Source organism: uncultured Polaribacter sp., assembly GCF_947497695.1.
GTDB lineage: Bacteria > Bacteroidota > Bacteroidia > Flavobacteriales > Flavobacteriaceae > Polaribacter.
This window is the reverse complement of record NZ_CANMHM010000006.1, coordinates 1-13,273: the sequence shown is the minus strand read 5'-3', so window position 1 is coordinate 13,273 and position 13,273 is coordinate 1. Positions and strand designations below refer to the sequence as shown.

Annotated in this window: 8 protein-coding genes and 1 tRNA gene; 3 read left to right on the top strand and 6 right to left on the bottom strand. The window is 30.5% G+C overall.

All coding sequences use genetic code 11. The features are described from left to right. The first annotated feature begins 2 nt into the window (after window positions 1-2). Window positions 3-893, top strand: coding sequence for an aldose 1-epimerase (locus tag Q0731_RS08070; RefSeq protein ID WP_299062389.1), 891 nt, complete (start codon window positions 3-5; stop codon window positions 891-893). 54 nt (window positions 894-947) lie between these two features. Here Q0731_RS08070 and Q0731_RS08065 read toward each other — a convergent pair. After that, window positions 948-1,029, bottom strand: a tRNA-Leu gene (locus Q0731_RS08065). A gap of 104 nt (window positions 1,030-1,133) precedes the next feature. On the opposite strand from Q0731_RS08065, the gene Q0731_RS08060 reads away from it, so the two are divergent. Together Q0731_RS08060 and Q0731_RS08055 are read left to right on the top strand one after the other, a co-directional pair. Then, the gene (locus Q0731_RS08060) at window positions 1,134-2,528 is read left to right on the top strand and encodes a dipeptidase (RefSeq protein ID WP_299062386.1); all 1,395 of its coding nucleotides are present in this window, start codon (window positions 1,134-1,136) and stop codon (window positions 2,526-2,528) included. After that, window positions 2,528-4,174 (top strand): M1 family metallopeptidase, encoded by a 1,647-nt coding sequence (locus Q0731_RS08055; RefSeq protein ID WP_299062383.1) that lies wholly within the window; start codon window positions 2,528-2,530, stop codon window positions 4,172-4,174. The genes Q0731_RS08060 and Q0731_RS08055 overlap by 1 nt, the downstream gene beginning before the upstream one ends. Before the next feature lie 3 nt (window positions 4,175-4,177). Here Q0731_RS08055 and Q0731_RS08050 read toward each other — a convergent pair whose 3' ends face one another. From Q0731_RS08050 to Q0731_RS08030, 5 genes are all read right to left on the bottom strand, one after another. After that, entirely contained in the window at window positions 4,178-4,831 is a 654-nt protein-coding gene (locus tag Q0731_RS08050; RefSeq protein WP_299062380.1) for a DUF2490 domain-containing protein, read from the bottom strand. Continuing rightward, window positions 4,831-5,409, bottom strand: a complete 579-nt coding sequence (locus Q0731_RS08045) for a hypothetical protein (protein ID WP_299062377.1) — start codon at window positions 5,407-5,409, stop codon at window positions 4,831-4,833. The genes Q0731_RS08050 and Q0731_RS08045 overlap by 1 nt, the downstream gene beginning before the upstream one ends. A 99-nt stretch (window positions 5,410-5,508) precedes the next feature. Further along, the gene (locus Q0731_RS08040; protein ID WP_299062375.1) at window positions 5,509-6,099 is read right to left on the bottom strand and encodes an alkylphosphonate utilization protein; all 591 of its coding nucleotides are present in this window, start codon (window positions 6,097-6,099) and stop codon (window positions 5,509-5,511) included. Window positions 6,100-6,440: 341 nt separating this feature from the next. After that, window positions 6,441-8,063, bottom strand: coding sequence for an adenine deaminase (gene ade, locus Q0731_RS08035; RefSeq protein ID WP_299062374.1), 1,623 nt, complete (start codon window positions 8,061-8,063; stop codon window positions 6,441-6,443). 213 nt (window positions 8,064-8,276) lie between these two features. Then, window positions 8,277-13,273: T9SS type A sorting domain-containing protein (locus Q0731_RS08030; protein WP_299062372.1), on the bottom strand; the 4,997-nt coding region annotated here is incomplete at its 5' end.

The window sequence follows — 13,273 nt, the reverse complement described above, 5'->3', positions numbered from 1 at the left end:
AAATGTATACCATCAATCACAATCATAAAACAAATATTTTAGAAGTTAAAAATAGTAACGCTGGTGTTTTAGGTAAAATTTACCTAAACTTAGGTGCTAGTTTACAAGAACTAACTTTAAATAAAGAGCAAATTATTCAAGATTTACACCCTTTAGAATACAATTCTACCTATGCTTCTTCAATTTTATTTCCTTTTGCAAACAGAATAAAAGATGGTAAATATTCTTTTAATAATCAAGATTTTCAACTTGTAACCAATCAACAAGAAGAAAACAATGCATTACATGGTTTTGTGTATGATAAAACATTTAAAGTAATAAAACAGCAAACTTTACAAAATTCTGCAACCATTACTTTAGAATATATAGAAGAAAATAAAAATAGTGGTTTTCCTTATACCTATGCAATTCAAGTTACTTATATTTTTAATAATGATAGCTTAAGCTTACAGTTAAATGTAAAAAACACAGACACTAAAACCTTTCCTTTTACCTTGGGTTGGCATCCTTATTTTAAAAGTAATAATTTAGCAAAATCTACCTTGCATTTTGATTGCCATAAAAAACTAATTATTGGCAATAGAAATATTACAACAGGTACTGAAACCATAAATGCTAACATAAATTTAGAGATAGAAAACAAACAGTTAGATGATTGTTGGCAATTAAATTCAGATAAAGTTCAATTCAACACTCCAAAATACCAGTTAAATTTTACATCATCTGTAAAAGAAAATTTTTTACAAGCCTACACACCTCCTAAAAAAAACACCATTGCTATAGAACCAACAACTGGCGTTTCTGATAGTTTTAATAATAAAATAGGCTTACAAAGTTTAAAACCCAATGAAAACTATACTATTATATGGAAAATAGGGGTTACTAAAGTTTAAGAAAAAACAACAATAAAGTAAAAAAGCTTCTCATAATGAGAAGCTTTTAATTTGTACAGGCGGAGAGACTCGAACTCTCACACCTTGCGGCACTAGATCCTAAGTCTAGCGTGTCTACCAATTCCACCACGCCTGCAACTTTTCCAATTATATTGGGCTGCAAATATAAACAATACTTGCAAACTACAAACTTGTTCATTATAATTTTTCTATTTTTGAGTAGAAATTAAAAAAAAAGCAATGAACACAATTAAAACCTATATAAAAAAGCACAAACAACGTTTCATAGACGAATTGATAGAAATTCTTAAATTCCCTTCTATTAGTGCAAATTCTGATTATAAAAAAGACGTTTTAATAACTGCCGATTTTGTTTTAGAAAGCCTTAAAAAAGCAGGTTGTGACATCGTAGAAATGTGCGAAACTCCAGGTTATCCAATTATTTATGGAGAAAAAATTATCGATAAAAACTTACCTACAGTTTTAGTGTATGGACATTATGATGTGCAGCCTGCAGATCCTATAGAATTATGGACTTCACCTCCTTTTGAGCCTGTTATCAAAAAAACAGCAATTCATCCTGAAGGTGCAATTTTTGCAAGAGGTGCTTGTGATGACAAAGGACAAATGTATATGCATATTAAAGCATTAGAATACATGACATCCACAAATAATTTACCTTGTAACGTTAAATTTATGATTGAAGGTGAAGAAGAAATTGGCTCAGAAAGTTTGGCGTGGTTTGTACCTAGAAATATAGAAAAATTAGTCAATGATGTAATTCTTATTTCTGATACAGGCATGATTGCCAACGATATTCCTTCAATTACCACAGGTTTGCGTGGGTTGAGTTACGTAGAAGTTGAAGTTACTGGACCAAATAGAGATTTACACTCTGGCTTGTATGGTGGTGCAGTTGCAAACCCAATTAATATTTTAACTAAAATGATTGCTTCTTTACACGATGAAAATAACCACATTACCATTCCTGGTTTTTATGACAATGTAGAAGAACTTTCTACTGAAGAAAGAGCAGAAATGGCAAAAGCACCTTTTTCTTTAGAAAATTATAAAGATGCTTTAAAAATTGAGGATGTTTATGGAGAAAAAGGATATGCTACCAATGAAAGAAATGCAATTAGACCTACTTTAGACGTCAATGGAATTTGGGGTGGTTACACTGGTGAGGGTGCAAAAACTGTAATTGCAAGCAAAGCTTATGCAAAAATATCAATGAGATTAGTCCCCAACCAAGATTGGAAACAAATAACCCAACTATTTAAAAAACACTTTGAAAGTATTGCCCCAAAAGCGGTTTCTGTAAAAGTAATACCTCATCATGGAGGGCAAGGTTACGTTACTCCTATTGATACAATTGCCTACAAAGCTGCCAGTAAGGCTTATGAAACTAGCTTTGGTAAAACGCCAATTCCACAAAGAAGTGGTGGTAGCATACCTATTGTTGCCTTGTTTGAAGAACATTTAAAAAGCAAAACAATTTTAATGGGCTTTGGTTTAGATTCTGATGCCATTCACTCGCCAAACGAACATTTTGGAATATGGAATTACCTAAAAGGAATAGAAACAATTCCTTATTTTTATAAGTATTTTACAGAACTTAACGCAACGAAATAATGAAAAAATACGTTTTCTTACTTTTATTGTTCTGTTTTAGCTTTAACAACACAACTTCTCAAGGGCTCTTTAAAAATAAAAACAATTTTACAGCACAAGATACTTTAAGAGGTAGTATTACTCCAGAAAGAATTTGGTGGAATTTAACCTATTACCACTTAGACATTAAAGTAATGCCTGATAAAAAATTTATAACAGGTAAAAACACTATTAAATATAAAGTTTTAAAAGAACATCAATCTTTACAAATTGATTTACAAGCTCCTTTAAAAATAAAAAAAGTTACGCAATATGGAAAAGAATTAAAAGTAATTGATAATGGAAATGCCCATTTTGTTCAGCTTATTAAAAAACAACATATTGGAAAAACAGAAACGATCGTTGTTTATTATGAAGGCTATCCAAAAGAAGCCATTAATGCTCCTTGGGATGGAGGTTTTTCTTGGAAAAAAGACAAAAACAACAATCATTTTATAGCAACTTCTTGCCAAGGTTTAGGAGCAAGTGTTTGGTGGCCTTGCAAAGATCACATGTATGATGAAGTTGAAAACATGCGAATTAGTGTCACTGTTCCCTCTAATTTAATAAATGTTTCTAATGGTAAACTAGAAAGTATTGAAAATCATGGAACAACAAAAACTTACAATTGGTATATAAACAACCCAATTAACAATTATGGTGTAAATCTTAATATTGGAGATTATATACATTTTTCTGAAGTTTTTTATGGCGAAAAAGGGGCGTTAGATATGGATTATTTTGTACTAAAATACAATTTAGAAAAAGCACAAGAACATTTTAAAGACGCACCAAAAATGATGAAAGCTTTTGAACATTGGTTTGGTGCATATCCTTTTTACGAAGATGGTTTTAAATTAGTAGAAGTGCCCTATTTAGGTATGGAACACCAAAGCTCTGTTACCTATGGAAATCAATATAAAAAAGGCTATTTAGGTAGCGATTTATCTAAAACTGGTTGGGGTTTAAAATTCGATTTTATCATTATTCATGAATCTGGACATGAATGGTTTGCCAACAATATTACCTACAAAGATGTTGCAGATATGTGGATTCATGAAAGCTTTACTAATTATTCTGAAAGTTTGTTTTTAGACTATTACTATGGCAAAAAAGCAGCATCAGAATATGTAATTGGAACTAGAAAAGGCATCAAAAACAAACAACCAATTATTGGTCAGTACAATGTAAATAATGAGGGTTCTTCTGATATGTATGCAAAAGGAGGAAACCTTTTACACACGCTTAGGCAACTGGTAAATAATGATGAAAAATGGCGGATGATTTTAAGAAAAATGAACACCCAATTTTATCATCAAACAGTAACAACAGTGCAAATAGAAAATTTTTTAATTACAGAAACTGGGTTTGATTTAAATCCCTTTTTTAATCAATATTTAAGAGATATTCAAATACCAACCTTAGAATATTCTATAAAGAATGATGTATTAAGTTATCGATGGACAAACATTGTCGCTAATTTTAAAATACCTTTAAAAACAAAGATTAACAGTGAAAATACTTGGATTTACCCCACAAATGAATGGCAGAATTTAAACCTAGATAGTATAATTTCTAATTTTACTATCGATGAAAATTTTTATATTTATTCAAATAAAATTAACTAATTGCTACAAAGAAATATACCAAGTAGTTCTAAACCACAGGTTATTTTGGGCTGTACTTGTAATAAAATCGTTAACCCTATAATCTAATCCAAATTCAAGTTTATCTATTTTAGATATTTGATATCCTAAATAAGGCGTAAATCTAATTTCTAAATCATTAAAATCTGTAAGATATTCGTTACCTAATTTCAGGTAAAATTCTTTAACATCAACTTTTTCACCATTTAAAGGTTTTTGAACACTTGCTTGATATCTTGTTCTAAATGTAACATTGTCATCAACTTGATAAAATTGTTCGAAAGCAATTCTATTACCTATTTTTAAAGAAAGAAAATCACTTACAAAATTGTAGTGCTGAAAAGTTCTATGAATAGTTTCTTTTCCTCGAAATCGCAAAATATAACCCAAATTAAAAGAATGATTTAAACCTGATTTTAAAGAATAAATTGAAGAAAGATCTACCAAATTATGAGAAAATTGATAGGTCTCATCAAAAACAATTGTTCTAGACTCTATACTATTTACCCACTTTGTTTTAGCATCAATTTTTGTAGAAAAGATAATTTTGGGTAAAAAACCAGCCTCAAAATTAGATTGAGCAGATATTTTTACAACTATTATAAAAATCATTACAAAAAATAAATTTTCTTTTTTCATCAAAACTCTAAATTTAAAAAATCGGTAGGTTTAAATTTTAATTCTTTTAAAACTTGTCCACGCTCATCAAATAAAAACTCATACAATGCCAACTCTTTCTGCTGCTTACCTAATACTACAAGTTCATATTTTTTTATGAATCTATTGGATTTTGCATCAATATTAAAAATGGTATTGTATAGACTATCTTCATCACCAGAATATTGAATTTGAATCTTTTTTTTACTAAATTTCAAAAAACGACCATATAAATAAGTATCAATTTTTTCTTCTATTTCTTTTGTTAAAGAGTTAGGGTTTACATTTTTCTCAACATCAATAAGTTCTCCTTTTTCAGAAAACTCTATACTATAATTATGTTTTTTAAAACACGCTTTAGCTTCAAAAGTTTTTCCATCATTACTCTCTTCTGCAAACCACTTTACTTTGTTAGGGAAATTCCATTTTAAAATTATTCTTAAAGCATTCTCAGGTACTTTAGCAGACTTAACTCTATATTCTTTTTCAAATTTTTCTTGTGCAGAAAAAGGTATAAAAGAAAAAATAAAAAAAACTAACACAAAAAATATAATTTTCATATGATGCTATTTAACTCTAAAAAATTATGAATAAGTAAAAATTTTATAAATTTAAAAACAGTACTATTTTATCTAAAAAAAAGAAAAACAAAAAAAGTACTACTCCTTTTCTGCCATTTTTTTCACATAATCAGTAATAATTACAATTTGTGTAGGGCCAACTTTGCCTTCAATATATTTTGCGTTTTCGTGATCTAAAGATATTCTACGAACAGCAGTTCCTTGTTTTGCAACCATGCTAGAACCTTTTACTTTTAAATCTTTAATTAAAACTACAGAATCTCCTGCTTGTAAAATTGCTCCATTTGCATCTCTATGAATAATCTTATCACTTTCATCTAAATGATCGCCAGATTCTTTTGCAAAACGCAAATCATCATCTTCTAAATAAAGCATATCTAACAAATCTTTTGGCCAACCTTCATTTCTTAAACGAGAAAGCATTCTCCAAGCCACTACTTTTACTGCTCTAAACTCACTCCACATTGCATCATTTAAACAACGCCAATGATTTACATCTGTATCTTCTGGATTTTCTATTTGGGTTACACACCTTTCACAAGCTAATAAGCTTCCATCTACTCCACCAGTAGAAGTTGGTTTTACCTCATAAATTACTAAATTATGGGTTGCAGTACATAATTCGCATTTGTTGCCGCTTCTGTTTTCTAAATCTTGCTGTAAGCTCATTGTAAATATATTTTAGGTAAAAGTACTATTTTTTTGAAGCTATTTCCTGCTTTCACTACTCGCTTTTTTTATTCCTAAAAAGGAAATAAAAAAGAGCTCAAACAAGCCGTTCAATCAGGGCTAGACTTATTTGCTAGCTTATTGTTAATACATAAATCTAAAGTAATTTTAGAAGAATATATATTTAAAATAATAATATTTGTTATTTCGACTTTTTAGGAAAAATCTCATAAAGTTGCTCAGCATTATGTTAGCTATTTTATGAGATTTGTCCAATTGGTTGAAATGAAACTCAACCTTAAAACTCTTCACCTCAAAAACTTTGAAACACTGAAACTAATTTAAATAACCTCCAAAGAGGTAAATTTAAAACTATTTCCATCAAACAAACCTTTGTCAGACAATTTTAAAGACGGTATTACCAACAACGCCATAAAAGACAAACTCATATAAGGTGCATTTAATTTGCTACCCATTTGTTTTACCATTTTATCTAATGCTGCATATTGTTTGCCAATTTCTTCAGCAGATAAATCAGACATGATTCCTGCAACTGGTAAAGCCACAATTTTTTCTTGAGAATTGTTTATGGCACAAATTCCACCTTTATTTTTGATAATTAAATTTACAGCTTTGCAGATAGCTTCATCAGAAACTCCAAGAGCAATAATATTATGAGAATCATGCCCAACAGAACTTGCAATTGCACCTTCTTTAATTCCGAAATTTTTAATAAATGCAATGGCAGGTTTTTCATTTTTATATCGATTTACAACTGTCATTTTTAAAATATCTGTTGTTGTATTAGAAACTAAATTTCCATCAACAATTAAAGAACTTACTTCAATTTGGTTGGTTACTAATTCGCCTTCTAAAGCCTCTATAACTTTAATTTTTTCTGATGATGATTCAAATCTAAAATCTGCTACTTCTTTTTTATCAGTATTAAAATTGTTTAAAACCTCAAAATCAACAAATTTTACAAAACTTTCTCCGTTTTTAGCAACTAATTCTCCATTAATATACGTTTCTAAAACATTGAATTCTTTTAAATCATCAACAATAATAAAATCTGCAAAGTCGTTTTTTTGCAACAAACCAACCTCTAAATTATAATGTTTAACAGGGTTTATACAAGCAACTTGTAATACTTTAAAAACATCGATTCCTTTTGCAACCGCTCTTTTACAAAGTTGATTGATATGCCCTAACAACAAATCATCTGGATGTTTATCATCTGAACAAAACATCATATTTTTAAAATGTTCTGGTAATAAATCAATTAAAGCGTTGAAGTTTTTTGCAGCAGAACCTTCTCTAATTAATATTTTCATTCCTTTTTGCAACTTTTCTAAAGCTTCATCATGGGTAAAACACTCATGATCTGTAGAAATTCCTGCTGCAATATATTTTGTAATATCATTACCTCTTAAACCTGGAGCATGACCATCAATGGGTTTGTTGTTGTTTTTTGCATGTTTAATTTTGGCTAATACTTCTTTATCATCAAACAAAACACCAGGATAATTCATCATTTCAGAAAGGTATTTTATGTCTAGGTTTTCCATCATTATTTTAACATCTTCAGAATTAATGATTGCTCCTGCACTTTCAAAAGAAGTTGCAGGCACACAACTTGGTGCTCCAAAATTGAATTTTAACGGAACTTTCTTTCCGTTTTCAATCATAAATTCTACTCCTTTTACCCCTAAAACATTCGCAATTTCATGCGGATCAGAAACGGTTGCAACTGTACCGTGTTTTACTGCTATTTTTGCAAATTCTGATGGCACCAACATAGAACTTTCTATGTGGATATGTGCATCTACAAAACCCGGTAAAATGTAGTTTTCTTGGTTGTGATTTGCTTCACGAATTTCTAAAATCTTATCGCTTTTTACTTCGATTTCTCCTTTAAAAATTCGCTTGTTTTGGATGTCTACAATATTTCCTTGTACAATCATTTTATGAATGTTTTATTGCTACTAAAATAGCTATAAACTGTAAAATAGCATCTATTTATGGTGAATTAAAAACAGATAAATTTAGATGTTTTTTTATTAACAAACATTAAAATTGATTGTATCAAAAAAACTGCTAACACAACAAAACATATAACAAAAAAATGAGGCTTTAAAAAAGCCTCATTTTCTATTCTAATAAAAGATTTAATAGGGTTATTCTACAACCAACTTCTTAGAAAAAACTCCCTTATTTGTGGTTACTTTCGTAAGATATACTGCACTTGCTAAAGAAGTTGTAGAAAGTTTAATTTGATCATTAAAAGTATCAGTAAAATTCCAAGTGTTTACTTTTTGGCCTAAAATTGAATACAAATCTACTTTTAGAACACGAACATCATTGTTTGGATTGATATTAATTTCTTTAGTTGCACTATTATAATAAATAGTAACATTATCGCCAGAAAGTTCATCTTGCTCTACACTTAAAACAGCTTTTTGTTTTGTTGTAAATGTTAAGAAAAAACGATCACTATGCACTCCTGTATTTAAGTTTAAAACTGCTTCTTGCTCATGTAATGGGTAAGAGGTATTAGTTAATTTATCAAATAAATAAACTAACTGATCTTCTAAATTCCACTCATCAATTTCTATAGATATTTCTCCATCTTTTTCAGTTACTAACTCTAAAGGAACTTGTAAATCGTTAGAAATTTCTTGAACTCCTGCAATAATATACTTTGCATCATTATTTGGAAACTTCCAGTACATATCAGAACTAGAAAGGTCAAATAATTCACTATCATAACCATTATCATAATCAAAACTATTGTTAGGATTAAAAGAAACACCAATTTGACGGTGCATTTCTTTATTTCCTATAGTAGTATAGTTCATTCCTAACTTTATAATTGGCAAACTATTACTAAAACTATTTGTACTACTTATGTTTTCAGTTTTAAAGAATATAGACTCTTCTCCTTCTCTTTTATACTCTCTTTGACTGTTATTAAAAACAATTGGACCTCCATCTGAACCTCCTTCTACAAAGAAACCTTGGCCAATTGGAATGTATGCTCTTGGTGCAATATAAGTTCCAGCTCCTATTGTTGCTGTAACTGCCCTAATGTTACTCTTAACTTGACTTGCAGCTAATCCCATAGAGATATTTCTAGTTGCATACCCACCAATATAACCACTATAATTATGGCCAGCTATATTAGAACTTATTATATCCTTTTCTCCTGCATGTTGCCAAAAATATAAACTACCGGTAATTGAGTTTATATTATCTTCTATAAACTTCTTTGTGTTTATTGCAGAAGGATATGGGTTTCCTAATAAATAGGCTTGTTTAGCACCTATTTCTGTTCTTAAATCACCATCATTTGGAGTTCCTACAAAAGTATAATTCTGTTCAGTTCCTGGACCTTTCATAATAAAACCATCTGTAGACTTTATCTCGCCCTTCTCTTTTGTTTGCACCCAGTTAGAATAAGCTCCATCTGCACTTGCAAAAGTATACAACCAATGACTTGCAATTTGTATTGTTTTTCCACTAGATCCATTTACTCCAGATATAAAATCAATATCTAAAGCTAATGAAGTTGCAGAAGTTGGAGAACGCCCATCTTTTAAAACACTACCAATTGTGTAAGAACCTCCACCTACTGGAGAGCTCATATAGTTATACCTATAAATACTTGCTATTGTAGAGTTTTGATCTACATGTAAAACACCAGTTCCTGATACTTTACTTTTAGCATCATGTATTTGAACTAACTGAGATGAACCTTCTAAACGAATTTGAGAAGTTTTTTCATCTAATGTTAAATCATCTAGAATACGCAACAAACTATTACGAACAGTCAATCTAAAACCTTTAACTATAGAAATTTGCCTAGCATTAAATTGTTCAGATGCACTATAATTTTCATGAATTTGAACATGTCTTGTTATATCTGGCTGTCCATTAAGCCATTGACCATCCTTACTATAAGTTGGGTTGATTCTATGTGTACCTAATGCAACATTAGATTCTCTATTTGCCTCATTTATTTCAATTAATAACGGAGCATGAGGATGTCTTTCTGGCCCTCCAGAGGCTAAATCTCTGTAAGGATCTAAACTATCATCTACAAACTTTATCCATTCTGTAGATTCAAAATTCTTATTTGGCTCTAGTATTTCATCAATTCTAACGTAAGAGCTATTATTAGATATATCTGTAACTAAATCTAATCTATCATTCCATAAATTAGCAGTTGAACTGTTGGTTCCTGCTATTATAATAGTATCATCTGCTCCTTCTATATCTAAAGGCACTAAATATGATGCTCCAGGCAGTATTTCTGAAGAATTAACAGCAGTAAAACTTGGTGTAACACCACTTTGGTTTCCTTTTGTATCCTTATATAAATAAACCCCTATTTTACCTTGTCCAATGCTATTTGTAGGGTGTATGTTAGTTATTTCTACTACTTTACTAGAAATTGTTTGGTGTACTTGAGTTATCATTGCAATACCAGATGCCTGAGTATCTCTATAATCTACATCACCAAAAGTTAAAACATCATTATCTGCATCTGGAAGAGTTTTTGGGGTGTTAATGTGAGCATTGACATCTGTATAATTGTCTGAAGTTAATGTATTATCTATTCCATTTTCACCAACAGTACCATTTGTTTGTCCATTATTGTTAGTATCAATAGTAAGACCAACTTCTAAGGTATCGAAAACACCATCATCATCTGCATCTAAATTAATATAATCCTCGTTTCCTGTTCCATCTGTATTAACAGGTGTTAAACCACCAATATAAGCAGAATTAATACCATCATTAACTAAATAAGTTGCATCTGTATCTGCAGCAGATATAATATAATCTAGTGTAGATTGTGCTTCTACATTATCTGGTATACCATCATTATCAGAATCTAAATCGAAATGATTAGGTACACCATCTCCATCTGTATCTAACTGTAAAAAGGAATCTATTTGAATATTTTGTATCATAGGTCCGTTTGCTCTATAAACAGAAGTATCTACAAAATAATCTGCTGCATTTGCAGGGACTAAACTTGTATAAAAAACAACATCGTTTTTTAAATAGTTTACTACATTTCCTTCTTTTTTTATACTAAATACATCCGTAGATACAAAAGAACCAAATAAACCTCTATTAGTACCTTTTTCACGAATATAAAAATTAGTCCTATTGATGTAGATTGCATATTCTATATCAGTATAAGAAGAATTACTATTAGTCAAAGCATTCAATCCAACCATAAAAATATTATAAGATGTACGAGGAGACTGAAAATTTACTTGAAAATCATTTATATTTAAACCATAACTAAGCACTCTTGGTGAAGCATAAGATTCATTCCAACCCAAGCTACTTGTGTTTGCATTTAAAGTATTACCTACTATTGGTGTAACAACTTTATTTACAGTTGCTCCAGGCCCTCTTGTCCAATCTGTAAGATCTAAAACAGACTCTCTAGTATCTAAAATACCATCGTTGTCATCATCTATATCTATATAATCTGCAACACTATCATTGTCTGTATCTTTTGGTAATTTTCTATAGTTTAGTTCTACACCTGGATATTCATCAGCTTTGAAAAATGAAATCGGACTTGTAATATTGTTATTAGGGTTCGTACTTGATGTCCCTGTAGTTAAAATTACGGTATCAAAATTATTTTGTAAACCATCTGTATCTGCATCTGCTAATGCTAATGAAATTGAAGGATTTCTACTTTCTTCAATATCTAAAAACACATCGTTATCAGAATTGGTATCTAAATAATCTGGAATTAAATCTGATGTATCAAAAGCAGCATCTGTGTTTACTGGTGTTAATCCATTAGAGGCAGCTGAAATGTTTGTATCATTTGCATCATATCTAGCATCTAAACCATCACTATCTGCATCTATTCCTAAAGGAGCTACAAAACCTAAGGTAGTTTGTGCCTCTATGTTATCTGGAATACCATCATTATCAGAATCAATGTCTAAACGATTTACAATCCCATCGTTGTCTATATCATCATTTAATAATGATGCAGGACTTATTTGAATATTCTCTATTATATTTCCTGACCCTCTATAAACAGAAGTATCTACAAAATAATCTGTTTCATTTGCAGCTACTAAACTTGTATAGAAAACAACATCGTTTTTCAAATAAGTTACTGTATTTCCTACTTTTTTAACACTTAATACATCTGTAGATTGGATAGAACCAAAAATACCTCTGTAAGCACCACTTTCATAAATTCTGATATTGCTAGTATGGACATAGATTGCATAATTAATATCACTGTATGAAGAATTGCTATTAGGAAAAGCATTTAAACCAACCATAAAAATATTGTAAGATATACGAGGTGCCTGAAAAGTTACCTTAACGTCATTTACGTCTAAACCATAGCTAAGTACACCAGGTGTTGCATATGATTCATTCCATCCTACGTTACCTGAGCTTGCTGATAAAGTGTTGCCAACTATTGGCGTAATTACTTTACTTCTTGATGCTCCTGGACCTCTTGTCCAATCTGTAAGATCTGTAAAAGATTCTCTAGTATCTAAAATACCATCGTTATCATCATCAATGTCACAGATATCATTGATACCATCTTTATCTGAATCAATAATAATTACTGTAACAGTAGATGTATCTGTTGTTCCAGAACAACCTCCCAAACCATTTACTGTGTATGTGTATATATTTCCTGTCTGAGTAAATGTACCTCCATTATCTTCGCCTGTTAAAGCATCTCTTAATTGAGCAGTTGTTGGAGTAGTTCCAATACATAATTCTAATGTTCCATCAGTTCCTGCATTTGGTGCAGTTGTATAGTTTACAGTTACTGTTGATGTATCTGATTGTGTAGAACAAACACCAGCACCTATTACAGTATACGTATATACATTTCCTGATTGTGTGAACGAACCTCCTGAATCTTCTCCTGATAATGCACCTAATAATTGTGCATTTGTAGGAGTATCTCCTGTACATAATGTTAATGTTCCATTGTTTCCTGCTTCAGGAACATCAGCTGAGTTTATCGTTACAATTCCTGAACCTGACATCACTCGTGTACATGAAGTACTTGTTCTTGTCGCTAGTACTGTATATGTTCCTGCTGCTGTTTGATTTCCAAAACTAATAGCATTTCCTGTTCCTGTAATTGGAGAACCAACAT

What these genes read in the sequence shown, in the direction of transcription:
- Q0731_RS08070 (WP_299062389.1), top strand. Translation starts at nt 3, where the DNA reads ATGTATACCATCAATCACAATCATAAAACAAATATTTTAGAAGTTAAA.
- Q0731_RS08060 (WP_299062386.1), top strand. Translation starts at nt 1,134, where the DNA reads ATGAACACAATTAAAACCTATATAAAAAAGCACAAACAACGTTTCATA.
- Q0731_RS08055 (WP_299062383.1), top strand. Translation starts at nt 2,528, where the DNA reads ATGAAAAAATACGTTTTCTTACTTTTATTGTTCTGTTTTAGCTTTAAC.
- Q0731_RS08050 (WP_299062380.1), bottom strand. Translation starts at nt 4,831, where the DNA reads ATGAAAAAAGAAAATTTATTTTTTGTAATGATTTTTATAATAGTTGTA.
- Q0731_RS08045 (WP_299062377.1), bottom strand. Translation starts at nt 5,409, where the DNA reads ATGAAAATTATATTTTTTGTGTTAGTTTTTTTTATTTTTTCTTTTATA.
- Q0731_RS08040 (WP_299062375.1), bottom strand. Translation starts at nt 6,099, where the DNA reads ATGAGCTTACAGCAAGATTTAGAAAACAGAAGCGGCAACAAATGCGAA.
- ade (WP_299062374.1), bottom strand. Translation starts at nt 8,063, where the DNA reads ATGATTGTACAAGGAAATATTGTAGACATCCAAAACAAGCGAATTTTT.